Origin of the sequence: Hymenobacter sp. HSC-4F20 (assembly GCF_019599275.1) — a bacterium.
In the GTDB taxonomy this organism is placed as follows: Bacteria; Bacteroidota; Bacteroidia; order Cytophagales; family Hymenobacteraceae; genus Hymenobacter.
On the sequence record NZ_JAHZTD010000004.1, the window covers coordinates 54176 to 78618 of the forward strand.

The following is a 24443-nucleotide window of genomic DNA, read 5'->3' on the forward strand; positions in this document are numbered from 1 at the left end:
GCCGATAACTTACCCAGACACTACCCTTACTTCACAAGCTCACTAGTTCACACTTTCACACTTTCATCCATGGAGAGAACCAAAATCCTCGTGACAGGCGGCGCCGGCTACATTGGCTCGCACGCTGTAGTTGAGTTGTACGAAGCAGGCTTTCAGCCCATCATTATCGATAACTTCAGCAACTCCGAAGACTCGTCGTTGCGAGGCATTGAAGAGATTCTCGGCGTGCGGGTGCCGGCTCACCGCGTCGATTGCACCGATGCTGAGGCTCTGCGGGCTGTGTTTGCTGAAGAAGGTAACCTGCGGGGGGTGATTCACTTCGCCGCCTACAAAGCCGTGGGCGAATCGTTGCAGAAGCCGTTGGAATACTACCAGAACAACGTGGGCTCCTTGCTGACGCTGCTACAGGTAATGCGCGAGTTTGGCGTGGAAGCCCTGGTGTTTTCTTCCTCCTGCACAGTGTACGGCGTGCCGGACGCACTGCCCGTTACCGAGCTGACGCCCACTAAAAAGGCCAACTCGCCCTACGGCGCTACCAAGCAGATGTGTGAAGACATATTGCGCGACGTAGCGGCGGCCCCTGGGGCGAGCATGCGCACTATTCTGCTCCGTTATTTCAACCCTATTGGGGCGCATCCCTCCGCTAAAATCGGAGAGTTGCCCCTGGGCGTACCCCAGAACCTGATTCCGTTTGTAACCCAGACGGCGGCGGGCATTCGGGAAAAGCTCACCATCTACGGCGACACCTACGACACGCCCGACGGAACCAATATCCGCGACTACGTGCATGTGGTGGACCTGGCCAAAGCGCATGTGGTCGCCGTACAACGGCTTCTCGATGGGCAGGGAGAACTCGTCGAAACCTACAATGTGGGTACGGGCCGCGGCAACTCTGTGCTGGAAGTAGTGCAGGCCTTTGAGCGGGCCACGGGCCAAAAGCTCAACTATACTATCGGCCCGCCCCGCCCCGGCGACGTGCCGGCTATTTACGCCGACGTAACCAAGGCTACCCAGGAATTGGGGTTCCAAACAACCTCTACTTTGGAAGAGGCCCTGGCCAGCGCCTGGAAGTGGCAATTGTCATTAAGTAACTAAGGGAATAAGCGAATGGGTGGGTTGGTGCGCTACTGAACTCGTTTGCTTTACACGCTTATCTTACTTATTCACGCATTTACGCATTCACCATATGAAAATCATCATCACCGGCGGGGCCGGCTTCATTGGCTCGCACGTGGTGCGCCTGTTTGTAACCAAGTATCCCGAGTATCAGATCCTGAACCTGGATGCACTGACCTACGCGGGCAATCTGGAAAACCTGCGTGATATTGAATCGGCCCCCAACTACCGGCTGGTGAAGGGCGATATCACCGACCAAGCCTTCGTCGACCAACTCTTCGCCACTGAGGAGCCCGACGCCGTAATTCACCTGGCGGCGGAATCGCACGTAGACCGCAGCATTACCGACCCATTGGCCTTCGTGAAAACCAACGTGTTGGGCACGGTGCATCTGCTCAACGCGGCCAAAAACCTGTGGAAGCCCCTGGGTTACGAAGGCAAGACCTTTTACCATGTGAGCACCGACGAGGTGTACGGTTCGCTGGAGATGGGCCCGGAGATGTTTACCGAAGACACCCCCTACGACCCTCGCTCACCCTACTCGGCTTCCAAAGCATCGTCGGACCACTTTGTGCGGGCCTGGCACCACACCTACCACATGCCCGTGAAGCTGAGCAACTGCTCCAACAACTACGGGCCCAACCACTTCCCCGAAAAGCTGATTCCGCTGGCCATCCACCGCATCCAGCACGGCCAGCCCGTGCCCGTATACGGCAAGGGCGAGAACGTGCGCGACTGGCTGTTCGTGAAAGACCACGCCACGGCCATTGATGCCGTGTTCCACAAGGGCAAAGTAGGGGAGACCTACAACATTGGAGGCGTAAACGAGTGGAAGAACATCGACCTCATTCATCTGCTCTGCGACACGCTGGACGAGAAAACCGGCAAGGAAAAAGGCACCTCGCGCCAGCTCATCACTTTCGTGACGGACCGGGCCGGCCATGATCTGCGCTATGCCATCGATTCCAGCAAGATTATGAATGAGCTGGGTTGGAAGCCGTCCGTAACGTTTGAGCAAGGCCTGTCTCAAACCGTAGACTGGTACCTGGAAAATCAGGAATGGCTTGACCACGTAACCAGCGGGGCCTACCAGACTTACTACCAGCAGCAATACAACCGCTAGTTCAAGCAAAAATTAAAAATTGAGGATTAAGAAGTGTGCCCATAGCCCCCAAAGACTGGTTGAGCACAGTTTAAACAGCCAATTTTTAATTCTCAATTCTCAATTAAAACATGTATAACACGCCTTTTCACGATCAGCCCCTTGATAATCTGGCCTTCCTGGTGACGGGCGGTGCTGGCTTCATCGGCTCGAACCTAGTTGAATATCTGCTCAAGTACGGCGCCAAAGAGGTGCGCGTGCTGGATAACTATTCCAACGGCTTCCGCAAAAACGTGCGCTTGTTTGAAGGCAACCCGGCCTTGCGCGTTATTGAAGGCGACATTCGGGACCGGCAGACCTGCCTTGATGCCTGCCAGGGCATTGATGTGGTGCTGCACCAAGCGGCGCTGGGCTCAGTGCCCCGCTCCATCAACGACCCCATCACGAGCAATGATGTGAACGTGGGCGGTTTCGTGAACATGCTGGTGGGAGCCAAGGAAGCAGGCGTGAAGCGCTTTGTGTACGCGGCCTCGTCCTCGACCTACGGCGACCACAAGGCCCTGCCCAAAGTGGAGGACCGCATTGGCAAGCCCCTCTCGCCTTACGCCGTGACCAAGTACGCCAATGAGCTGTACGCCGACGTGTTTGGCAAAACCTACGGCATGGAAATCATCGGGCTGCGCTACTTCAACATCTTTGGGCCCCGCCAGGACCCCAATGGGGCGTACGCGGCCGTAATTCCGTTGTTTATCGATGCGGTACTGGAGGGCAAGCGCCCCCGCATGAACGGCGACGGCGGCCAGACCCGTGACTTTACCTTTGTGGAGAACTGTGTGCAGGCCAACATAAAGGCGGCGCTGGTGCAAAACCCGGAAGCGGTAAACCAGGTGTATAACATTGCCGTCGCCGACCGCACTTCCCTTAATGACCTGTTTAACATTTTGAAGGAAGAAGCCGGCTCGGACATCACCCCGGAGTACGGCCCCGACCGTCCCGGCGACATCCGCGACTCGCTGGCCGATATCAGCAAAGCCCAGAACCTGCTCGGCTACAATCCTCAAATTCGTATTCGGGAAGGCCTGCAGAAAACGCTGGCGTGGTTTAAAGCCAACCAGGAGTTCATTACCGAGCGCAATTAGCGACAACCTGATAGAAACGCAACGTCAGGTAGAGACCTAGCCGAAGCCTGACGCTCTTCTATTCTCAAAAAAGAGACTTTAAGCCCCACTCCATGAAAGGTATTATCCTCGCCGGCGGCTCCGGCACGCGGTTGCACCCGCTCACGCTGGCGGTGTCCAAGCAGCTCATGCCCGTCTACGACAAGCCGATGATTTACTACCCCTTGTCGATTCTGATGATGGCTGGCATTAAGGACATCCTCATCATCACTACCCCCCACGACCAGGCTCAATTCCAGAAGCTGCTCGGCGACGGGAAAAATCTGGGGTGCAACTTCCAGTACACCATTCAGGAAGTGCCCAACGGGCTGGCTCAGGCTTTTGTGCTGGGTGCTGATTTCATTGGGGATGACAAGGTAGCCCTCGTATTGGGCGACAATATCTTCCACGGAGAAGGCATGGAGGAACTGCTCAAGGCGAACAACGACCCCGAGGGCGGTGTAGTGTACGCTTACCACGTGCACGACCCGGAGCGCTATGGCGTGGTAGAGTTCGACCAGAACAATAAGGCTCTTAGCATTGAAGAAAAGCCCAAGCAGCCCAAGAGCAACTACGCGGTGCCTGGCCTCTACTTCTACGATAATGAGGTAGTAGAAATTGCCCGCAACCTGCAGCCCTCGGCCCGCGGTGAGTACGAAATCACCGACGTAAACCAGGAGTACCTGCGGCGCGGCAAGCTCAAGGTGGGCATTCTGGGCCGCGGCACGGCCTGGCTGGATACGGGCACGTTCGAGAGCCTGATGCAAGCCGGCGAGTTTGTGCGCGTGATTGAGCAGCGCCAGGGCCTGAAGGTGGGCTCCATCGAGGAAATTGCGTACCGCCAGGGCTTTATCGACGCGGATCAGCTACGTAAAATTGCCGAGCCGCTCCGCAAGAGTGGCTACGGCGACTACCTGCTTCACTTGCCCGAACAGTTGGTAGTAAAAGGATAGCCCTGCTACCAGTAAATACTCGCTGCCCACAGAAAACGCCCGGCTTTCCCTCAGGGAAAGCCGGGCGTTTTCTGTGGGCACGGTGTTTTAGAATAAGATTCCCGCCAGCAAGGCAGTCAGCACAATGAGATAGGACGGAATCTTGTCCCAAAGTAGCACGAGAAAGGTAGCAGCAATAAGCCCCAGATTCACGGGCGTATCCGGCAAGGGATGATACAGCAAAAAGGTGGCCGCACACACCAACCCTGCCGATACAGCATTAATGCCCTCAAGTGAGGCCTTGATAACCCGGTAGCGCTTCAGCTGGTCCCAGAAGCGGATCAGAAAGAAGATAAGCAGTGTGCCTGGCATAAAGATGCCTGCGGCGCCCACTACTGCTCCCAACAGTTGCCCATCCAGCCCATTGCCCTCCCGGCGCATGGCCAGGGCCCCGATATAGGAAGCAAACGAGAAGTTCGGGCCGGGTAGGGCCTGCACCATGCCCAACCCCGAGAGAAACTCCTCGGGTGAGAGGTAGTGCTTAAACTCTACGAACTCCGTGTAGAACAGAGGAGCCAGCACCTGCCCACCCCCGAACACGAGGCTGCCATTGCGGTAAAAGTTCTCGAACAGGCGTACGGGTAGCAGCTGGGTATACTGCCCCAGTACGGCTGCCCCCACAAACACGCCCAGCCACAGCAGAAAGTTCGACCACTCAATGCGCAGGGGTACCTTGGTTTCCTGGGGTAGCTTCCGGTAACGAAACGTGGTTACCAGGCCCCCCAGCAGCAGTAGCAGGGGCATCAGCCAGGGTACCTGAAACTGGTACACCAGCATGGCGGCACTCACCATCAGGGCCACGGACGTTTTAGTGTGAATCACCTTCTCGGCAATCTTGTACGCTGAGTAAGCTACAAAGCCAATGGCCACCGGCTGCACATACTGCACCAGTCGGGCCACCTGAGCCTTGTCCAGGTAGCTGATAGTCAGGCCGGCGCTTGTCATGATGCACACGGCCGGTAGCATCCAGATCAGCAGGGTAAGGTAGGCTAGGTTGGGCCCGCCCAATCGGAACCCGATGGCCGTAATGGTTTGGGTAGAGGTAGGGCCGGGCAGAATCTGACACAGGGCAGTAAGCTCCAGCAGCTCGGCCGCCGTGAGGTAGCGGCGCTTGTCTACCAGCAGGCGCAGCATCATGGCCATGTGCGCCTGCGGCCCCCCAAAGGCCGACAAGCCAAGGGCCGCCACGTCCTTAAGGAAAATAAAGTTGCGCACCCGTTTTACCCGGGCCGAGCGACGCGGGGGCGGGGCCAGCGTAATATCTTCTTGCGGAGTCAAGGGCGAAAGTAAAAGCGGTGGCTACCAGACAAGGACGCGGAAAGTCGGCGAAAAAGCAACCGGCCCCAGCTACACAAGGCAGCCGGGGCCGGAAACACAGTAGCCATAGTATCTTGGCGGCTCAGCAGAACGTTGGGTGGCCCGCAGCTGCGTAACCGGATTCCTGCTGCTGCAAGTAGAAGCGTGAGGAAAGTTACTTCTTCAGCCCTAGCTCAACCAAGCGCTCATTCAGGAACTCGCCAGCGGTAATGTCAGCTTCTTTCTTGGGATTGTCAGGGGTAACGCAGCTTTCCAGCGCGGCCAAGCTCATTTCGGAGCGGGGGTGCATGAAGAAAGGAATGCTGTAGCGCGAGGAGTTCATTTTCTCGCGGGGCGGGTTCACTACGCGGTGAATGGTGCTCTTGAGCACACCGTTGGTCAGGCGCTGGAGCATGTCGCCCACGTTTACCACAATCTGGTCGGGTAGGGCCGTAATCGGAATCCATTTTCCGTCGCGGCGCAGCACTTGCAGGCCATCAGCCGAGGCACCCATCAGCAAGGTAATCAGGTTAATATCCCCGTGCTCGGCGGCGCGCACGGCATCGGCCGGCACCTCATCGGGGTTTTCGATGGGGTAGTAGTGAATGGGCCGCAGGATGCTGTTGCCGTTGCGCACCTTCTCGTCGAAGTAGTTCTCGGGCAACTCCAGGTACAGAGCAATGGCGCGCAGCACGTCCTTGCCAGCTGCCTCCAGCGTTTTGTACGTCGTCAGGGAGGTGTCCTGGAAGCTACCCACTTCCGCGGGCCAGATATTGTCGGGGTACTCCGACTTGATGGGGTCGTTCTGGTCGTCAACCTCCTGGCCCACGTGGTAAAACTCCTTCAAGTCGCCGGTGTTGCGGCCCTTGGCGTGCTCCTTGCCCTTGCTTACGTAGCCGCGCTGGCCCGCCAGCTCCGGCTTTTCGTACTGGCGCTTTACGTCGTCGGGCAGGGCAAAGAAAGACTTAACGTCGGAGTACAGCTTCTCGGTTTGCTCGTCGGTGAGGCCGTGGTTTTTGAGGGCTACAAAGCCGATATTCTGATAGGCTTCGCCGAGTTGTTGAACAAAACGGGCTTTGCGCTCCGGGTCACCAGAGCGGAAGTCAGCCAAATCGAGGGAGGGAATTGCCTCCAGCAGTTTTTCTTCCATCATGAAGAGAAATGTACGTGTGGGGGGACGAGGTACGGAGCTGCAAGGTACTTAAAAATTGCCCGCCATACTTAGCAGCAGGGGCTGAACGGCAGCTGGCAACGCTACGTTTCGGCCGGCGGGCGTTGCCAAAAAAAACAGCAAGCTGGCGGCTTGGAGCCGCTATGACGGATGAATTGAGAGGAAAAGGGCCAGTGGTAATTTTGGCTTTTTTAACTTGCACGTAATGAATGGGCAGCCCAATAGGCGGTACTTTTAGGACGGCTTTTACACGGCCCCGAAACTTACGGCCGGTTCAGGACGTCTTGACAGTTCTGAACTTCCCTTTCGAGAGAAGGTGCCCTCCCAAAAGCTTTAGTTTTGGCCTTGATTGTATGAACGTTACAAAGTTACTGTTGTCGCTGGGGTTGGTAGTAGGGGCAAGTACGCTTGCGAAGGCACAACACGCCGTATGGGCAGCCAAAATCGTGGCCGTGTCGTCGCAGAAGGCAGAGGGCAAAGAGGCCTTCTCACCCGAAAAGGTGTTGGGTGAACCCAATGCTACCCCGCTCGGGCAAGCCAGTAACGAGGCTTGGATTCCGAAAAAGGAAGGGACCAACGAGTTTATCGAAGTGCGCTTTGGTAAGTCGCTCGTAGCTAAGCAGGTGACGGTAGTGGAGAACTTCAACCCTGGCTCCGTCACGAAGATTGAGTTGGTGGACACCCGCGGAGCCAAGCACCAGGTGTATACCAACGACAGCCCCGGCCCGGTGCCGGAGCAGTTTCGCTCCCTGCAGGTAACCTTCTCTCCCGCTACGTACCGCACCATTGGGGTTGTAGTGACGCTGAATACCAAGGCCGTGAACGGTGTCAACCAGATTGACGCCATTGGCATTGCCGACGTGGCCGAAACCATGGTGAAAAAGGAGTTCAAGAACGAGCAGCCCGGCGTCACCTTCGACTCGGCCATGGTAAACCTCGGGCCCAACGTCAACTCCAAGTACGTGGATACCCACCCGGTTATTTCCCCCGACGGCCGCACCCTGTTTTTTGCCCGCCAGGAAAGCCCGCAAAACGTGGGCGGTGCCAAGGATGTGCAGGACGTGTGGTACAGCAACCTAACGAACGCCCAGAAGAAAACCTGGAATCAGGCCAAAAACATCGGTAGCCCCATTAATACGCCCGGCCCCAACGGGTTGGCCTCTGTGTCGTCGGATGGCAATACGGCCGTGCTCATCAATGTGTATAACCCTGATGGCTCTCTGGACCCTAAGGGTCTGAGCTTGGCGCGGCGCACAAAAACGGGGTGGAGCCAGCCGGTGAAGATTGAAATCGAGGATTTCTATAACAACGACGAAGAAAACGTAGACTACTACCTCGCCACTTCGGGCAAAGTGCTGCTCATGGCCGTGGACCGCCGCGACGGGCAGGGGGAGCAGGACATCTTCGTGAGCTTCCTGAAGGCCGACGGCAAAACCTGGAGCAAGCCTAAAAACCTTGGGGCCAACATCAACACCAAGAAGCCGGAGTTTGCGCCCTTTCTGGCGGCCGATGGTAAAACCTTGTATTTCGCCTCGGAGGGTCACGGCGGCTACGGTAAGAGCGACGTATTCTACTCCAAGCGCCTCGACGATACCTGGACCAACTGGAGCAAGCCCCGCAACCTGGGCGCCAGTGTCAACTCCCCCGATTTCGATGCCTACTACACCGTATCGGCGGCGGGTGAGGATGCCTATCTCGTGTCGGCGCGTAACGGCATTGGCGGCTCCAAGGATATTTTCCGCATCAGCCTGACGCCTACCTTCCGGCCGGAAGTAGTAACCCTGGTGCGCGGCAAGGTGCTGGACGCGGCCTCCAAGAAGCCGGTAGCGGCCACCATTCGCTACGAAAACCTGCTGACCGGCGAGGAAATTGGGGTAGCTGAAACTAGCCCCATCGACGGTTCTTATACTATTGTGCTGCCCTCGGGGGCTCACTACGGCTACCGGGCCGAAGCCAAAGACTACTTGGCCGAATCCGACAACCTCGACGTGACGGACCGCCAGAAGTACTCGGAGGTAAACCAGGACTTGTTTCTGGTACCTTTCGCAGTGGGCCAAAGCATCAAGCTCAACAACATCTTCTTTGCCCAGAGCAAGTACTACCTGCGCGAAAATTCCTACCCCGAGCTGCTGCGTCTGGTTCGGATTCTGAAAGATTACCCTCAAGTGGAAATCAAGCTGGAAGGCCACACCGACAACCAGGGCGACCCCCAACTGAACGTGAAGCTTAGCCAGGACCGCGTGAACGAGGTAAAGAAGTACCTGGTAAGCAAAGGCATCAGTGGCAACCGGATTACCACCGAAGGCTTCGGGGGGAGCAAGCCCATTGCCAGCAACGAGCAGGAGGAAACCCGCAAGCTGAACCGCCGCGTAGAGTTCCGGATTACCAAGAAGTAACGCAGTACGCGCGTTACCTATGCCAAAACAAGAGAGCCGGTTTCAGGACGAAACCGGCTCTCTTGTTTTGGCATAGGTAACGTAATGATGCAACTACGATAGTCGGGCTTCGTCGCGGCCGGGCTTGGTGCTGCTGCTTTGGCCGCCGGGGTTGGCAATGGAGTCGCGCATATCGGTGTCGGCCTGCACGTTGCGCATTTTATAGTAGTCCATCACGCCCAGGTTGCCGGAGCGGAAGGCCTCCGCAATGGCCCTGGGAATTTCGGCTTCGGCTTCTACTACCCGTGATTTGGCTTCCTGGGTTTTGGCGCGGTTCTCCTGCTCCATAGCCACGGCCATGGCCCGGCGTTCCTCGGCGCGGGCCTCGGCTACGCGCAGGTCTGCGGAGGCCTGGTCGGTTTGGAGCTTGGCCCCGATGTTTTCCCCAATGTCGACGTCGGCAATGTCAATGGAGAGAATTTCGAATGCCGTGCCGGCATCGAGGCCCTTGCTTAGTACCAGCTTGGAAATTTTGTCGGGGTTTTCGAGCACCTCTTTGTGGGAGCGAGACGAGCCAATGCTGGTTACAATGCCTTCGCCCACGCGGGCCAGAATGGTTTCCTCGCCGGCTCCACCCACCAGCTGGGCAATGTTAGCGCGGACGGTAATACGGGCCTTGGCAATGAGCTGAATGCCATCCTGGGCCACGGCGGCCACGTTGGGGGTGTTAATTACCTTGGGGTTTACGGAGGTAGTCACGGCCTCGAACACGTCGCGCCCGGCCAGGTCAATAGCCGTAGCCTGTTTGAAGCTAAGCGGGATGTTGGCTTTATCGGCCGAAATCAGGGCTTTGATGACGCTGGGAATGTTGCCGCCCGCCAGGTAGTGCGTTTCCAGGTCGTTGGCCGTTAGTTCCAGGCCCGCTTTCGTGGAGGTAATCAGGGAGTTGACAATTAGGGACGGCGGCACCTTGCGCACCCGCATAAACGCCAGCTGAAACAGGCTTACCCGCACCCCCGAGAACAGCGCCGTAATCCAGAGGCTGATGGGGAAAAAGTACAGAAACACCAGCAGCACAATGCCACCGACGATAATCGGGAAAAGGGGGAAGGGAAGATCCATGCAGGAGGTTAAAAAGGATAAAGGGGGTAGGGACAGGGGCGTACGGCCGGCAACTAACAACAAAAAACGAGAACTGCGCCGCTGCTCAGGCCACGCCTTCCACCACAATGCGGTTGTGCTCAATGCCCAGCACCCGCACCTGCGAGCCAGCCGCCACAAACTCGCCCCGCGTCGTTACTTCGCGGCGGTCGTCATCGAAAAGCACAGTGCCGGCCGGGCGCAGGGCCGAGAGGGCGCGGCCCGTGGTGCCGGGCTGCACATCGGGGTGGCGCACATCGTGCACGCGGGCATGGTTGACGTTGGTGAGGGCCACCCGGTTGATGGCCCGGGGCCGCAGCCCCAGGTACACCAGCAGCCCAATAGCCACCGCGGAGCTACCCAGCAGGATATGCCCCGTAGTAGCGCCTAAGTCGCGGTAGCTAAACCAGATGCCGGCCACCAGCAAGCCAAAGCCCACCAGCCCCACCACGGTAGTACCGGGAATAAAAATCACTTCGGCCACCAGGAATAGCAGGCCAAATACAAGCAGCAGCGCAATCGTGAGCCAGTCCATAAGGGTAGGAGGGTTAGTTGAGAAAAGATACGCAGAAGCTGGCTCAGTAGCGCGGGAAGTTCCGGCTCCCGGTTCCCTGACTACCGCAACCCCACCCTGACGGGTGCGTTAGCAGTAGCTATGAGCCGAGCTTTTACCAAGGAAGATGATTCGCTGGAGGCCCCCATTATTCCGCCCCGCGCTGCCCTACCCCCGGGCACACCCAACTACGTTACGCCGGAGGGCCTGGAGCTGCTGCGCCTGGAGTTAGCTGCCCTGGAAGCCGAGCGTACCCAGGCCGAAGCAAACCGGGAAAACGAGGCCGACCGTACCCGCCGCCTGACGGTGCTAAACGGCCAGCTCAGCGCCCTTAACTCGCGCCTGGCCAGCGCCAAAGTGGTGGACCCCCGCAGCCAGCCGGCCAAGGAGGTGCGCTTCGGGGCTACCGTTACGTTGCGGCCGGTGGGAGGGGTAGGGGCCGAGCGCCGCTTTACTATTGTGGGCGTAGATGAAGCCTCGGTGGCCGCGGGCAAGGTAGCGTTTGTGGCTCCTATTGCCCGCGCCGTGCAGGGCGCCAAGCTGGGTCAGCGCGTGCAGGTGAAGCTGGGCCCCAAGGCGGAAGAACTGGAAGTAGCCGCCATTCACTACGACGGGGAGTAGCCGACCGCCAGAGGGAACTTGGCCGCTGCTCCGGCGTACTACCTGGCATGATGACACAACGCGAAGTAACCGACTCTCATAACACCACTTGGACCTGCGTGCAAGCCTATGCCGGCGTAGAAACTGCCGCCACTGCCGAAGCCGTAGAGCGCAGCACCACCGACCAAAGCGGCGTAACCGTAGTATGTACCCCCACTGGCGGCGCCCAAACCGTACGCCTGGAGCTAGCCCCCGACTGGCAGGAAAACCTTTCCGATGAGGAGCTGAAACAGGCCATTGCCGCGGCTCAGTAAAAGTAAAAGCCCGTCATCCTGAGCAGAGCAAAGGATGACGGGCTTTTTAGCTCCCGCTTCAGTACGCCCTAGTAGGCGCGGGCAAAATGGGCGCGACGGGTAGAGGGCTTGCCCGTCACGATGCAGATACCTTCTTCCTCCGGCTCGGCCAGAGCCAGGCAGCGGATGGTAGCCTTAGTTTCCTCTTTGATGCGCTCCTCGGTTTCGGAAGTGCCATCGTAGTGAGCCACCACGAAGCCGCCTTTGCCATCAAGCACCTGCTTGAACTCCTCGTAGCTTTCCACGCGGGTGGTGTGCTCCTCGCGGAAGGTCAGGGCGCGGCGGTAGATGTTCTGCTGAATGTCCTGCAGCAGCTGATCCACGCTGTTCACGATGTCCGAGAGGGGGAGGGTCAGCTTCTCTTTGGTGTCGCGGCGGGCTACTTCCAGGGTGCCATTTTCCAGGTCGCGCATGCCCACGGCAATGCGTACGGGCACACCTTTCAGCTCCCACTCGGCAAACTTGAAGCCGGGGCGCTCCGTGTCCCGGTCGTCTACCTTCACGGAAATGCCGCGCTCAATCAGGCCCATCTGCATGGGCCGGATGCGCTCCATCAGCTCCTCAAGCTGGCCGGTTTTGTAGATGGGCACAATCACTACCTGGATTGGAGCCAGCTTGGGGGGTAGCACTAGGCCTTCATCATCCGAGTGGGCCATCACCAGCGCACCCATCAGGCGGGTGCTTACGCCCCAGCTCGTGCCCCATACATGCTCCAGCTGCCCGGTTTTGTTGGTGAATTGCACATCGAAAGCCTTGGCAAAGTTCTGCCCCAGGAAGTGCGAGGTACCGGCCTGCAAGGCTTTGCCATCCTGCATCAAGCCTTCGATGCAGTAGGTTTCTACGGCCCCGGCAAACCGCTCATTTTCCGTCTTCACACCCTTTACCACGGGTAGAGCCAACCACTCCTCCGCAAACTGGGCGTACACTTCCAGCATCTGACGAGTTTCGGCCAGGGCTTCCTCGGCGGTAGCGTGGGCCGTATGGCCTTCCTGCCACAGGAATTCAGCGGTGCGCAGAAACAGGCGGGTGCGCATCTCCCAGCGTACCACGTTGGCCCACTGGTTGATGAGCAGGGGCAGGTCGCGGTAGCTTTGAATCCAGTTTTTGTAGGTGCTCCAGATAATGGCTTCCGAAGTAGGGCGCACAATCAGCTCCTCTTCGAGCTTGGCATTTGGGTCTACGCGCAACTTGCCCGGCTTATCGGGGTCGTTCTGCAGGCGGTAGTGGGTTACTACGGCGCATTCCTTGGCGAAGCCCTCGGCGTTTTTCTCCTCAGCCTCGAACAAGCTTTTGGGCACGAACAGGGGAAAATACGCGTTCTGGTGTCCCGTGCGCTTGAACATATCGTCGAGGGTGCGCTGCATCTTTTCCCAGATGGCGTAGCCGTAGGGCTTAATCACCATACAGCCCCGCACGGAAGAGTTTTCAGCTAAACCAGCGCGCTTTACCAACTCGTTGTACCACAGCGAGTAATCTTCACTGCGCTTGGGCAAACTTTTGCTCATATTCAGAGTATCTTAGAGGTAGTGAAAAAGTTCCCCTTTTTGGTACAAGATTTGTCGCACAAAATAGGGCACCGTTTCGGGTCCAAATTACGTTATTAAATCCGGAGGTTCAGGCTCGTAGTAGTCCTGGGGCCTCGGCTTACATTCGCTCTTCATCTTCCGAATCATTCCTTACGCGTAAGCAGCCATGAAAAAATTATTTCCATCCGTATTTCCCGCCGTGGCCCTGCTTACGCTAGGAGGCTGCGCCGGCACGTCGGCCCTCACCCAGACTACGGAGAGTGACGGCGTATACTATTCCTCGCAAGATCGGGTAACGGCTCCGGCTGTGGAAACTGCCTCGACAGCCAGCCCCGAAGGCACTACCGAAGACACCGGCGACGTCGCTAACCCGGACTACGCAGGCACCAGCGGCTCCCAGGCCACGGGCAGCCCTGAGTACTATGACGATGACTACTACGCGGCCCGCTTGCGGCGCTTTCACCAGCCCGCCTACCGGGGCTTAGGTCTGGGCTACTACGATTTCGCCTATACGGACCCCTTCTGGTACGGCGGACCGGCTTATTCCTCCTGGGGACCTGCCGCGTATTATGACCCCTTCTATAGCCCATACTGGGGCTTGGGTACTTACGTGAACATTAACATCGGCTTCGGGCGGCCGTGGTACCGGCCGTGGCGTGGCTATTACGGCTATGGCTACAGCCCCTTTGATTATGGTTACGGTTATAGCCCGTACGGCTATGGCAGCCCCTGGGGCGGCTACTATGGCGGCTTAGGTGGCTACTACAGTGGCCTGGGCGGCTACTACGGAGGGGGCTACTATGGTGGCCGCTACACCATTGCCCGACCCCAGCCTTCAGTTGTAACCGGCACGCGCAGCCGCTTGGCGGGCACTTCTGGCAGCTACCCCGAGAATACTCCGCGTGCCGTCACGGGCAGCCGCAGCCGGGGTGTAGTAGAAGGTGGCTTGGTTGCTCCGAGCGGTACCGCTAGTTCCAACGCTACTGTCGTGCCGTCGCCCACGGGCGGTCGGGGCCGTTTCCGCGAGGCTACGCCCGGCGGCGTTCAGCCCGGCACAACTACCACCGGGGAGAGCCGGGTAGCCGAGGCGGTGCCCACTACCCAGCCGGTGCGCCGCTGGCGCGTGCTGAGCGAATCAGGAACGGGTGCGGCTACGGAAGCCGGAGCCGAGCCCACCCGCAGCCGTCGTACCTGGGATAATACCAGTGGCAGCCGCAGTGCGGCTGCCGAAAGCGGCACCACCGCTCAGCCGCGCCGGGAACGGGTGTACGAGCAGCCTACCCGTTCATCCTCCGAGTCTTCAGAGCCTGCCCGTTCGTATTCGCAACCATCCCGCACATACTCGGAGCCTTCCCGCACGTACTCGGCACCTAGCCGTAGCTTTGATGGGGGTGGCAGCAGTGGCGGCGGAGGTGGCAGCCGCAGCAGCAGCGGCGGCGGACGCGGCCGGGGTAATTAATCAGCCTACTCTGGAGTAGGTACTACCTGTTCTATGTGCATCGCCGGCTCTGCCAGGAGCCGGCGCTCCTTTCCCCCTATGAAAAACCTGAAATATTACCTGGCTGCGGCTTTTTTAAGCCCGGCTAGCTACGGCTTTGCCCAAACCGCCGCCGACGCGCTCCGTTTTTCGCAAACCAGCCCGGCCGGTACGGCCCGCTCCCTGGGCATTGGCGGTGCTACCTCCGCCGTGGGGGCCGATTTTGGCGGCCTCGTAACCAACCCCGCCGGACTAGGGCTGTTTCAGCGCTCCGAAATAAGCTTTTCCCCCGGGCTGGGCATCAGCAATACCACCAGTCAGGCCTTTGGCACCAGCACTACCGATTCCCGCAACAACCTACAGGTAAGTAGCCTGGGGGTAGTTTTTTCGGCTCGGCGGCCTGACAGTGACCAGGCTGACTGGCGTGGGGGTACGTTTGCCCTGGGCGTAAACCGGCTCAGTAATTTCAACCAGAATTTCCGCTACTCTGCTACCCCGCGGCTGGAGCAGGATATTCTGCAGCGCCTAAGCGAAGGCCAGGGTAACATTCTGGACGACTTGGCCTACGAGGCTTACCTGACTGAGCGAGATGCCCAGGGTACGTATATCCCGGCTGACTACGAGAATACCGGCCAGCTAACCCAGCGCGAAACCATTCAGCGCAGCGGCGGCCAAACCCAGTTCGACTTTGGCTACGCTAACAACTACCGCGACAAAATCTACATTGGCGGGGCCATCGGCATTGTCTCAACGCGCTATGATGTAGTGTCGACTTTAACGGCCACCGACCCGGCCGCGCCGAGCGGCAATCCGGGTACGGCCTTCGGTAGCCTTACGCTGCGGGAGAATACCCAAACCCGCGGCACCGGCGTGAATGCGCGACTGGGGGTAATTTACCGGCCCGTAGACGTTCTTCGCCTGGGAGCTTCCATCCAAAGCCCTACCTATTCGCAGGTGGTGGAAACCTACAGTGCCTCGCTGAATACGACCTATGACTCGCCGATTACTGTGGATGGCAGCACGCTCAGCTCAGGCGACGCCAACTACCCGGCCGAAGACCTGGCTTATACTATCACCTCTCCGTTTCGAGCGACGGGTGGCGTGGCGGTAGTAGTAGGCAAAAACGGCTTTTTCAGCGCCGATGCGGAGTACGTGAACTACGGACAGGCCCGGCTGGGCTACGACGACAGCAACTCAACGGCTGTGTCGCCCGACGATTTGGGGCCTGCCAACGACAATATCCGGCAGCAATACCAGTCGACGGTGAACCTGCGGGCGGGTGGCGAACTGCGCCTCGACATCTTCCGGGTGCGAGCAGGCTATGCGCGCTATGGCAGTCCATACAAAGTGAGCAGCAGCACCTCTACCAACACCCGCAACTTTTACACGGCCGGGCTGGGCCTGCGGCAGAACAACTTTTTCCTGGATGTAGCCGGCGTTTATTCTTCCGGGCAGCAGGTGTACACGCCCTACGAGTTGGCTTCCCCACAGAATACCCCACGCGTTAGCGTGGATGACAACCGCTTCACCACGACCATCACGGCGGGCTTCCAGTTCTAATATTCCATTTGTGCAGCTACTAACCCAATGGGGCGTCTCAGGCAGAGGCGCCCCGTTGAGTTACTGGGTACTGTCAACGCCATGAGTGCCGCGCGGGTAGCTTATTTGGCTACCCGCACTTGTAGCACCAAGGTGCGGATGCCCGTAGTAATAACGTCCTGCACCAAAATTAACCCGTACCTGCTATCCGGGGCGGGGGTTTGAAAGGCAATAACCTGACCCTTGGTGAGCGGCCCGGTGCTGGTAGCGCGAGGCGTGAATAGATTGCCTTGGGTGAAAGCCGCCGCGAAGCCAGCCTCAGTGGCTACCGCCGCAAACGTAGTAGCATTTAAGGTTGTGGAGCGGATAACCGTAGCCCGCCGCGTCGGCCATTTCAGGGCCAGCGTATCGTCCTGGGCCGTGGCCAGGGTAGGAGCCCCCGTAGCGCGCTGGGGCAGGTATACCACATCAACCAACGCCTGATTTTCGGGAAGGTTATGCACGGAGAACTTCGGGAATACGAGCCCTTCGCGTAAGGCCAGGAAGCTGCGGAGCCCGGGTCCTTGTGGGCTCCGCGCCGAGTCGGGCCGCTGCACGGGCACGGTGTAGCTATGGTAAGCCTGGACAGAATCGGTCCGGCCCAGGCGGAGGCGGAAGCTGCGTACTCCGGTGCGGCCTTCCTCATCAGTAGCCTGGTAGCGCCACACCTCCAGGCCCGCCGTGGTGCGCGCCCCCAGCACATGCTGAAAAGCTATGCGCTCAGCATCAGCGGCGGTCAGGCTGGAGTCCAGGTAGGTGTAGGTGCGCCGGGGCGGATCGTCGAGGTCGTAGGGCGGGTCGTAGAAGACGGGTTCCGGAATGGGTACGTACTCGGTCGTGATGGTCAGGCGCTGCAGGGGGCTGTCGTCGGCTTCGGCATACACTTTGGCCGCCACGGTATCGCCGGGAGTGGTCAGGCGGCGGTCGGCGGTAGTGAAGCGGCTGCTGCCCACCAGCTCAACACGGGGCCCCGACTGCAGGCTGGGCTCACAGGAAGTCAGAAAAAGGATAGGCGAGAAGGCCGGAACAAGAAAACGGAAACGCATAGCCACGTAAAGGTCGGGATATTAGCCGTGATTCATCTAGGAGAATAAACCGCCACCAAGGCCCCGGTAATTATAGGGTTGTGCCGGGCTGGCGGCTGCCGCGTGCAACCATGCTGCCTGCATTTCCTACCTTAACGGTTGATTTCCGCCGACATTTTACTTCCACCTGCATGAATTTTCGCTTCCTGGGCCTGGCCCTGTTTCTGACTACGGCCAGTCCGGCCTTGCTCCCCGGTACCGCTCCGGCTGCTTTTGCCCAGCAAAAGCAAAACATTACCCTCGAAGACATCTGGCAGAAAGGCACCTTCGCGGCCCGCTCCGTGCCGGGCTTCAACTGGATGAAGGATGGCCGCTACTATTCCTCGCTCAGCCAGGGCAACCTGGTGCAGAACGACGTAACCACCGGCCAGCCCGTGCAAACTCTGGTGAGCGGCCAGGATCTGAAGCTGCCCGGCCAAAGCCAGCCTCTGGCGGTGGATGGCTACAGCTTCAATGCCGACGAAACGAAAATCCTGTTCAGCACCGACACCGAGCCGATTTATCGGCGCAGCAGCAAGTCGTACTTTTTCGTGTATGACCGGGGAAGCAAGCAGCTGGTGCCCCTGAGCAAAACGGCCGGCAAGCAGCTCTACGCCACCTTCTCGCCCGATGGCAAGCGCGTAGCCTTCGTGCGCGACAACAACCTGTTTGTGGTGGACCTGGCTACTATGCAGGAAACCGCCGTGACCACCGACGGCGCCCAGAACCGCATCATCAACGGCGGCACCGACTGGGTGTACGAGGAAGAGTTCGAGTTTGCCCAGGGCTTTCAATGGTCGCCCGACTCGCGGCAGGTGGCCTACTACACCTTCGACGAGACGGAAGTGCCCGAGTACAACATGCAGGAGTGGGGCCCGCTCTACCCCAAAGACTACCGCTATAAGTACCCCAAAGCCGGCGAGAAGAACTCCGTAGTGAGCATCTCGACCTACGATGTGGCCGCCGGCAAGAACACCAAGATGGACGTGGGCCCGGAGCGCGACCAGTACATTCCGCGCATCATCTGGACCCAGACGCCCAACCTGCTCAGCATCAGGCGCATGAACCGCCTGCAGAACAAGCTGGAGATTCTGCACGCCGATGCCCGCACCGGCAAAACCCAGGTAGTGCTGACCGACACCGACCCGGCCTACGTAGAGGTGAACGACGATTTGCGCTACCTGGAAGGCGGCAAGGAGTTCCTGTTCAGCAGCGAAAAGGACGGCTACCGCCACCTCTACCTCTACAACCTGAACGGCAAGCTGGTACGCCAGCTCACCAAAGGCAACTGGGAAATTACCAGCATTGATGGCTTCGACGAGAAGAAGGGGGTAGTGTATTTCACCAGCACCGAGGCCTCGCCCCTGGAGCGCCACCTTTACCGCATCGACCTGAAAGGCAAGGGTAAAACCCGCCTCAGCGAAGCCGGCCCCGGCAACGACGTGGTGAACATGAGCGCCGATACCCGTTACTTCCTCAACTACCACTCGCAGGCTGGTGAGCCCCAGGTGGTAAGTCTGCGCAACGGTCAGGATGGCAAGCTGGTGAAAGTGCTGGAAGACAACGCCAAGCTCCGCGAGAAGCTGACGCAGTACAACCTGGGCAAGCTGGAGTTCATCAAGTTCAAAACTGCAGAAGGGGTAGAGCTGAACGCCTCGGTGCTCAAGCCCGCTAACTTCGATGCCAGCAAGAAATACCCCGTGCTGATGTACGTGTACGGTGGCCCCGGCTCCCAGACCGTGAAAGACGACGCGGGTGGGGGAATTGCCTTCACCAACTACCTCTGGCACCAGCTGCTAGCCGAGCAGGGCTACATCATTGTGAGTGTGGATAACCGCGGCACGGGTGCACGTGGGGCAGCGTTCAAGAAAAGCACCTACGCCAACCTGGGCAAGCTGGAAACCATTGACCAAGGCGAAAGCGCCAAATACTTCGCTACCCTGCCCTACGTGGACAAGTCGCGCATTGGCATCTGGGGCTGGAGCTTCGGGGGCTACATGACGGCCCTGGCCCTGACCAAAAACGCCGATGTCTTCAAGATGGGTGTATCGGTGGCGCCCGTCACTAACTGGCGTTACTACGACTCCGTGTACACCGAGCGGTTCCTGAAAACGCCCCAGCAGAACCCCCAGGGCTACGACGACAACTCGCCGGTGCAGTACGCCGATAAGCTGAAAGGCAAGCTCCTGCTGGTGCACGGCACCGGCGACGACAACGTGCACTTCCAGAACTCGGTGGCTTTCACGGAAGCCATGATCAAGGCCAATAAGGACTACGAGACGCTGTACTACCCCAACCGCAACCACGGCATCTACGGGGGCAACACCCGCCTGCACCTCTACCGCCAGATGACCAATTTCGTGCTCCAGAATCTGTAATCGACTTACCCTACAAAAAAGCCCCAACCACTGCGGTTGGGGCCTTTTGTTTTTTATGACAAGGCCTGCGGCGGGGGCGAGCCGGTACCGGCGGGGCGGGTTTTGTCCTGGGGCAGGGGCACGAATTCCGCGTTATCGGTAGGAGGTAGCAGAATCCGGCCGGCTTGCCAGTCGGCCTTGGCTTGCTCAATCCGGTCCTTGCGCGACGACACGAAGTTCCACCAGATGTACCGCTCGCCCAGCGGCTCGCCGCCCAGCAGCATAAGCGTGCTGGCCTCGCGGGCCACCAGCACCGGGTCGAGGCCGGGCGTGAACACCAGCAGCTGGCCGGGGCCGTACATGCGGCCATTTACTTCCACTAGGCCCTTGGCTACGTAGGCCCCGCGCTCAGGGTAGCCCCGGGGTAGGCCGAAGCGGGCGCCCGGCTGCAGAATAACATGCAGATAAAACAGGGGCGAGTGGGTTTTTACCTCATTGCGCAGCCCGAAGGCGTCGCCGGCAATCAGGCGCATCCACACACCGGCATCAGTAAAAATAGGCAGCTCGTGGGGCTGGTAGTTGCTGAAGGCGGGGGCACTTTCCTCGTCCTTCTCGGGTAGGGCCACCCAGGTCTGAATCATTTCCAGCGCGCCGCCGGCCAGCGCGGCCGGGTCCTCGAACCGCTCGGAGTGGGCAATGCCCGAGCCGGCCGTCATCCAGTTTACCTCGCCCGGCCGGATAATCTGCTCCACGCCCAAACTGTCGCGGTGGGTTACCTGCCCGCCGAACAGGTAGCTGACTGTAGAAAGGCCGATGTGCGGATGCGGCAGCACATCCAGTTCCGAAAGTTTTTCCGGTACAGAGCTAACCGGCCCGGCGTGGTCCATGAAAATAAAAGGGCCCAGCATCCGCCGCAGGCGGTAGGGCAGAATGCGGCGCACTTCAAAACCAGGACTGAGGGCCGCCTGTCGGGCGTCTATTACTTGGTCGAGCATAGGCAGAAAGTAGTGGTGGGCAAGGTAGATAAAACCAGGTGACTGGCCGTGACAAACAGCCACCTGGGGAGGGGGAATAGAACTAAATTGATTTTTACTCAACTATTTAGCAGAAAAACGTAACCTTGGGTCAATAAATCTGGTGTTTCCCGCGTAGAGTGGTCCTATGCCAACGTTTACCCCCATTCGTTTTCTGCTTGTAGGCGTAGCTGGTGCGCTGGTGGCTGCCTGCCAACCCGAGCGCGCTGCCCAACAGCCCGAACCATCTGCTACGGCTCCTGCCCTGGCCGACAGCCTTGCGTATGACTCCCTGGCCCAGCCCACGGCCGCTACCCCCGTGCGCCGCGACTGGCACCGGCTGGAGCAGCCTACTAGCCGCCGGGCCCCATTGGTGGTGTACCGGGGAAGCACCCGCCGCCCCGCCAGTTTGGGTGGCGCTACCCCTCCGGCCGAAGCCAGCCTGCAGGACCTCACCTTAAAAGCCAGCGAGTACTTCCAGATTGACCCCACGAAGGCGGCCGAAGTGCGCGGCCGGGAAGGAACCGTGGTGCGGATTCCGGCCGGTTCTTTGGTTGATGAGCAGCAGCGCGTGGCCACCGGCGCAGTATGGGTAGAGCTGAAGGAGTGCTACGCCGCTTCCGATATGCTGCTCTCCAATCTGCTAACCGAAACGCTGGCTGGCGCGCCCCTGGAGCTAACCGGCGCGGTACTCGTGCGAGCTACGGCTGGGGGGCAACAGCTACTGCTGGCGGCTGGCCGTAGCCTGCAGCTGGAGTTGGCCGGCAGCCACACGCCCAAGCCGCTGTTCTATGGCCAGGTGCCTCAGCCGGGCGCGCCCGTGCGGTGGCTGGAAGGAGAGGCCAGCACGGCCGCCTCGGAGCAGGTGTACACTACGGCCCAGCAAATGCCCCGTTACGGCCAGGGCCCTGCCGACATTAACCGCCTGATTCGCTACCCCCGCCAGGCCCAGGAACACCAGACGCAGGGGTTGGTTTTTGCCTCTTTCGTGGTAGATGAAGCCGGCCGTGTGCAAAGTCCCCGTATCCTGCGTGGCCTCGGCGACGGGTGCGACGACGAAGTACTACGCGTGCTGCGCCAAACCTCGGGCCACTGGACGCCCGGCCAGCAGGATGGACGTTTTGTAAAGGTAAAAATGGTGCTGCCCATTCGGTTTAACTTCCAGCCCGGCCTTGCCTCCGCCCCCGACCCGGCTCCGGAATCCGAGCCTGTAGTAGCTTCTGAATCGGGACCAGACGAATTAGCGCCGGCCCCCAACGCGCTGCAACCTACCAAGCTGGGGTGGCTGGCCGTGGGGCAAGCCTGGGCTGGTTCGGCGGCGGCGCTCTACATACCGGCTGCTACCCCTTCCGAGGCTGACCATACGGCAGTACGCCTGCTGGTGCCAGGCCGCCGGATGGTACTGGCCGGCACCCCGCACGCTACGGGCTACCACTTTGCCACTGCTCCTACCGGCGCGGCTGTAGTCGTGCTGGGCTTGCGCTACGAAAACGGTACGCCTTTCCTGGCCCGGCGCGAAGCCACCACCAGCACCCCCTCTGACACCCTGCGCTTCCAGGAAACCACCCTTTCCGACTTAGAAGCGACCCTGGCCCGGCTGGACTAGCTCGGACGAGTAGCTGAATGACTTCTTTTCGGGCCCTCGGACAAGGCCAGGTTGTGCGTGAGGACCTAGCCTAGGGGCACGCTTAGGTTAGCTCCGCCGAGGCTTGAAACCGGCCAGCGGTAAACTCCCTGCCGGATGGGAGTATTGGCCCTGCCGGAGCGGCAACAGACAGGGCCTGGTGCTCCGTTAGCCGAAGTCCGGGCTATAGCGCAAGGTTTTTACCCCGGAGCTGTACCTTTGGTAGGCGAGCTCAACGATACCCGCCTACTAACCCCGTAGGAGGAATAGCTTACTCTAGACTTTCCTCTTAGCACGGCCACAAGAATAGAAGCCTACCGGTACAAGAATACGGTAGTCTACTTCCTGCATCTGCCCGATGGGGGCTCGATGGAAGAGGTTTAGCGCGCGGCCGGTATCAGAGCCTGAAACAGCTACAGGAGACGGCCCTACCCCTGACTACCCTGAACGGAGGAAACTCCTCCCTGTCGGGTTAGGATGTAAATTTCTGGCAAATGACCCTACAGCCAAACGCACACATTCTGCGGCTCGGTGAAGAAGCGTAGAGCTTCCAGCCCACCCTCCCGTCCCAGGCCCGAATTCTTCATCCCGCCGAAGGGCGTGCGCAGGTCGCGGTGCAGCCAGGTATTCACCCATACTACCCCGGCCTGCAGCTGGTGAGCCACCCGGTGGGCGCGGGCCAGGTCGCGGGTCCAGATGGTGGCGGAGAGGCCGTAGTCGGTGCCGTTGGCCCAGACCAGGGCCTGCGCTTCGTCATCGAAGGGCGTGAGCGTAACCACGGGGCCAAAGATTTCTTCCTGGTTTACACGGCAGTCGGGGGCCAGACCTTCAAACACGGTGGGCTGCAGAAAATATCCTTCTGCGCAGCGCCCCGGCAGCTGCACCTGCTCGCCGCCAATCAGCAAACGACCACCTTCCTGGTGTGCCAACTTAATGTAGCCCAGAATTTTGCGTAGGTGCGCCTCGCTAACAATGGCTCCTTGCTGCGTGCCAGCCTCCAGCGGGTCGCCGACGGTCAGCTCCCGGACTTTCGTCAGGAAGGCAGCCTTGAACGGCTCGTAAATAGAGCGCTCCACCAAGATACGGGAACCGCAGAGGCAAATCTGGCCCTGGTTGGCAAAGGAGCTGCGGAGGCTGGTTTGCACGGCCTCCGCCAGGTCGCAGTCGGCGAAGATGATATTGGGATTCTTGCCGCCTAGCTCCAGGGAAAGTTTTTTGAACTGCGGAGCCGCCGTGCGGGCAATGTGGGCTCCGGTGGCCGTACCCCCGGTAAAGCTGATGGCCTTGATGCCCGGGTGCTCTACCAGCGCCTGGCCGGCGCCAGGGCCGGTGCCGTGCACAATGTTGAGCACGCCCGGCGGCAAACCCGCCTCCCGGCTTAACTCGCTGAGCAGATAGGCCGTGTACGGGGTTACTTCCGAAGGCTTGGCCACCACGCAGCAGCCGGCGGCCAGCGCGGGCGCTATCTTCCAGGTGAAGAGGTAGAGCGGCAGGTTCCAGGGCGAAATGCACGCTACTACGCCCAGCGGGTGGCGCACCGTGTAATTAAGCGCCACCCCTTCCTGCAAGTGAGTTTCGGTGGCGAAGTGCTGGGCTGCCGTGCCAAAGAAGGCAAAGTTGCTGGCTGCCCGCGGAATATCCAGGGTGCGGGCCAGGCTCAGGGGCTTGCCGTTATCCTGACTTTCGGCCCGGGCCAGGGTTTCCAGGTTCTGGTCGATCAGCTCCGAGAGCCGAACCAGCCGCCGGCCCCGCTCCTCGGCCGGTACGGCCCGCCACGCGGGGAAGGCCGCCGTGGCTGCCTGCACGGCCAGGTTTACGTCCGCGGCCGCGGAGTCCGGCACTTGCCCAAATACCCGGCCGGTAGCCGGGTTCAGCAGGGGGAGGTAGCAACCCGCGACGGGCGCCCGGAATTCGCCGTTGATGAAGTTCTGCAGCTGTACCATAGGCCG

Annotated in this window: 19 protein-coding genes; 11 read left to right on the forward strand and 8 right to left on the reverse strand. The window is 59.6% G+C overall.

Going from position 1 to position 24443, the window contains the following annotated elements; genetic code table 11:
• Positions 1–69 precede the first annotated feature (69 nt).
• The 4 genes from galE (at position 70) to rfbA (ending at position 4328) form a co-directional block, all read left to right on the forward strand.
• Complete coding sequence (galE, locus tag K3G63_RS18950; protein ID WP_220615709.1) at positions 70–1095, forward strand: UDP-glucose 4-epimerase GalE; 1026 nt, start codon at positions 70–72, stop codon at positions 1093–1095.
• A 91-nt stretch (positions 1096–1186) separates the two neighbouring features.
• On the forward strand, positions 1187–2239 hold the full coding sequence (gene rfbB / locus K3G63_RS18955; RefSeq protein WP_220615710.1) for a dTDP-glucose 4,6-dehydratase: 1053 nt from the start codon (positions 1187–1189) through the stop codon (positions 2237–2239).
• A gap of 110 nt (positions 2240–2349) precedes the next feature.
• The gene (locus K3G63_RS18960; RefSeq protein WP_220615711.1) at positions 2350–3357 is read left to right on the forward strand and encodes an SDR family oxidoreductase; all 1008 of its coding nucleotides are present in this window, start codon (positions 2350–2352) and stop codon (positions 3355–3357) included.
• 92 nt (positions 3358–3449) lie between these two features.
• Complete coding sequence (gene rfbA, locus K3G63_RS18965; RefSeq protein ID WP_220615712.1) at positions 3450–4328, forward strand: glucose-1-phosphate thymidylyltransferase RfbA; 879 nt, start codon at positions 3450–3452, stop codon at positions 4326–4328.
• 87 nt (positions 4329–4415) lie between these two features.
• Here rfbA and chrA read toward each other — a convergent pair whose 3' ends face one another.
• On the reverse strand, positions 4416–5645 hold the full coding sequence (gene chrA, locus K3G63_RS18970) for a chromate efflux transporter (protein ID WP_259404571.1): 1230 nt from the start codon (positions 5643–5645) through the stop codon (positions 4416–4418).
• A 193-nt stretch (positions 5646–5838) separates the two neighbouring features.
• Positions 5839–6813, reverse strand: coding sequence for an isopenicillin N synthase family oxygenase (locus K3G63_RS18975; RefSeq protein ID WP_220616043.1), 975 nt, complete (start codon positions 6811–6813; stop codon positions 5839–5841).
• A gap of 374 nt (positions 6814–7187) precedes the next feature.
• On the opposite strand from K3G63_RS18975, the gene K3G63_RS18980 reads away from it, so the two are divergent.
• Entirely contained in the window at positions 7188–9230 is a 2043-nt protein-coding gene (locus tag K3G63_RS18980) for an OmpA family protein (RefSeq protein WP_220615713.1), read from the forward strand.
• 93 nt (positions 9231–9323) lie between these two features.
• On the opposite strand, the gene floA is transcribed toward K3G63_RS18980, so the two are convergent.
• The gene (floA, locus tag K3G63_RS18985) at positions 9324–10331 is read right to left on the reverse strand and encodes a flotillin-like protein FloA (RefSeq protein WP_220615714.1); all 1008 of its coding nucleotides are present in this window, start codon (positions 10329–10331) and stop codon (positions 9324–9326) included.
• 85 nt (positions 10332–10416) lie between these two features.
• Positions 10417–10884: an NfeD family protein gene (locus K3G63_RS18990; protein WP_220615715.1), complete on the reverse strand. Its 468-nt coding sequence runs from the start codon at positions 10882–10884 to the stop codon at positions 10417–10419.
• A gap of 120 nt (positions 10885–11004) precedes the next feature.
• Between K3G63_RS18990 and K3G63_RS18995 the strand changes: the two genes are divergently transcribed.
• Positions 11005–11523, forward strand: coding sequence for a GreA/GreB family elongation factor (locus tag K3G63_RS18995; RefSeq protein ID WP_220615716.1), 519 nt, complete (start codon positions 11005–11007; stop codon positions 11521–11523).
• 47 nt (positions 11524–11570) lie between these two features.
• Complete coding sequence (locus K3G63_RS19000) at positions 11571–11816, forward strand: hypothetical protein (RefSeq protein WP_259404572.1); 246 nt, start codon at positions 11571–11573, stop codon at positions 11814–11816.
• A gap of 68 nt (positions 11817–11884) precedes the next feature.
• Here K3G63_RS19000 and proS read toward each other — a convergent pair whose 3' ends face one another.
• Positions 11885–13360 carry a proline--tRNA ligase gene (proS, locus tag K3G63_RS19005; RefSeq protein ID WP_220615717.1) on the reverse strand — a complete coding sequence of 492 codons (1476 nt, stop codon included), beginning with the start codon at positions 13358–13360 and terminating at the stop codon, positions 11885–11887.
• A gap of 187 nt (positions 13361–13547) precedes the next feature.
• Between proS and K3G63_RS19010 the strand changes: the two genes are divergently transcribed.
• Together K3G63_RS19010 and K3G63_RS19015 are read left to right on the forward strand one after the other, a co-directional pair.
• Positions 13548–14840 carry a hypothetical protein gene (locus tag K3G63_RS19010; protein WP_220615718.1) on the forward strand — a complete coding sequence of 431 codons (1293 nt, stop codon included), beginning with the start codon at positions 13548–13550 and terminating at the stop codon, positions 14838–14840.
• A gap of 78 nt (positions 14841–14918) precedes the next feature.
• A complete protein-coding gene (locus tag K3G63_RS19015) occupies positions 14919–16418 on the forward strand; it encodes an OmpP1/FadL family transporter (protein ID WP_220615719.1) in 1500 nt (499 codons plus the stop codon).
• 101 nt (positions 16419–16519) lie between these two features.
• Here the strand turns inward: K3G63_RS19015 and K3G63_RS19020 are convergent, their stop codons facing one another.
• The gene (locus tag K3G63_RS19020) at positions 16520–17482 is read right to left on the reverse strand and encodes a hypothetical protein (protein ID WP_220615720.1); all 963 of its coding nucleotides are present in this window, start codon (positions 17480–17482) and stop codon (positions 16520–16522) included.
• A gap of 170 nt (positions 17483–17652) precedes the next feature.
• Here K3G63_RS19020 and K3G63_RS19025 point away from each other — a divergent pair, with 170 nt between their 5' ends.
• The gene (locus K3G63_RS19025; protein WP_220615721.1) at positions 17653–19878 is read left to right on the forward strand and encodes a S9 family peptidase; all 2226 of its coding nucleotides are present in this window, start codon (positions 17653–17655) and stop codon (positions 19876–19878) included.
• A gap of 53 nt (positions 19879–19931) precedes the next feature.
• Here the strand turns inward: K3G63_RS19025 and K3G63_RS19030 are convergent, their stop codons facing one another.
• Positions 19932–20852 (reverse strand): pirin family protein, encoded by a 921-nt coding sequence (locus K3G63_RS19030; RefSeq protein ID WP_220615722.1) that lies wholly within the window; start codon positions 20850–20852, stop codon positions 19932–19934.
• A 166-nt stretch (positions 20853–21018) separates the two neighbouring features.
• Here K3G63_RS19030 and K3G63_RS19035 point away from each other — a divergent pair, with 166 nt between their 5' ends.
• Positions 21019–22476 (forward strand): energy transducer TonB, encoded by a 1458-nt coding sequence (locus K3G63_RS19035; protein WP_220615723.1) that lies wholly within the window; start codon positions 21019–21021, stop codon positions 22474–22476.
• Positions 22477–22994: 518 nt separating this feature from the next.
• On the opposite strand, the gene K3G63_RS19040 is transcribed toward K3G63_RS19035, so the two are convergent.
• Positions 22995–24437 carry an aldehyde dehydrogenase gene (locus tag K3G63_RS19040; RefSeq protein ID WP_220615724.1) on the reverse strand — a complete coding sequence of 481 codons (1443 nt, stop codon included), beginning with the start codon at positions 24435–24437 and terminating at the stop codon, positions 22995–22997.
• Between the last annotated feature and the right edge of the window lie 6 nt (positions 24438–24443).

Excerpts from the sequence above, each read along its gene's own strand:
- K3G63_RS19015 (WP_220615719.1), top strand. The coding sequence starts at position 14,919 with ATGAAAAACCTGAAATATTACCTGGCTGCGGCTTTTTTAAGCCCGGCT.
- K3G63_RS18990 (WP_220615715.1), bottom strand. The coding sequence starts at position 10,884 with ATGGACTGGCTCACGATTGCGCTGCTGCTTGTATTTGGCCTGCTATTC.
- K3G63_RS19035 (WP_220615723.1), top strand. The coding sequence starts at position 21,019 with ATGCCAACGTTTACCCCCATTCGTTTTCTGCTTGTAGGCGTAGCTGGT.
- proS (WP_220615717.1), bottom strand. The coding sequence starts at position 13,360 with ATGAGCAAAAGTTTGCCCAAGCGCAGTGAAGATTACTCGCTGTGGTAC.
- galE (WP_220615709.1), top strand. The coding sequence starts at position 70 with ATGGAGAGAACCAAAATCCTCGTGACAGGCGGCGCCGGCTACATTGGC.
- rfbA (WP_220615712.1), top strand. The coding sequence starts at position 3,450 with ATGAAAGGTATTATCCTCGCCGGCGGCTCCGGCACGCGGTTGCACCCG.
- K3G63_RS19040 (WP_220615724.1), bottom strand. The coding sequence starts at position 24,437 with ATGGTACAGCTGCAGAACTTCATCAACGGCGAATTCCGGGCGCCCGTC.
- K3G63_RS18960 (WP_220615711.1), top strand. The coding sequence starts at position 2,350 with ATGTATAACACGCCTTTTCACGATCAGCCCCTTGATAATCTGGCCTTC.
- K3G63_RS19020 (WP_220615720.1), bottom strand. The coding sequence starts at position 17,482 with ATGCGTTTCCGTTTTCTTGTTCCGGCCTTCTCGCCTATCCTTTTTCTG.
- K3G63_RS18975 (WP_220616043.1), bottom strand. The coding sequence starts at position 6,813 with ATGGAAGAAAAACTGCTGGAGGCAATTCCCTCCCTCGATTTGGCTGAC.
- K3G63_RS18995 (WP_220615716.1), top strand. The coding sequence starts at position 11,005 with ATGAGCCGAGCTTTTACCAAGGAAGATGATTCGCTGGAGGCCCCCATT.
- K3G63_RS19025 (WP_220615721.1), top strand. The coding sequence starts at position 17,653 with ATGAATTTTCGCTTCCTGGGCCTGGCCCTGTTTCTGACTACGGCCAGT.
- K3G63_RS18980 (WP_220615713.1), top strand. The coding sequence starts at position 7,188 with ATGAACGTTACAAAGTTACTGTTGTCGCTGGGGTTGGTAGTAGGGGCA.
- K3G63_RS19030 (WP_220615722.1), bottom strand. The coding sequence starts at position 20,852 with ATGCTCGACCAAGTAATAGACGCCCGACAGGCGGCCCTCAGTCCTGGT.
- floA (WP_220615714.1), bottom strand. The coding sequence starts at position 10,331 with ATGGATCTTCCCTTCCCCCTTTTCCCGATTATCGTCGGTGGCATTGTG.
- rfbB (WP_220615710.1), top strand. The coding sequence starts at position 1,187 with ATGAAAATCATCATCACCGGCGGGGCCGGCTTCATTGGCTCGCACGTG.
- K3G63_RS19000 (WP_259404572.1), top strand. The coding sequence starts at position 11,571 with ATGATGACACAACGCGAAGTAACCGACTCTCATAACACCACTTGGACC.
- K3G63_RS19010 (WP_220615718.1), top strand. The coding sequence starts at position 13,548 with ATGAAAAAATTATTTCCATCCGTATTTCCCGCCGTGGCCCTGCTTACG.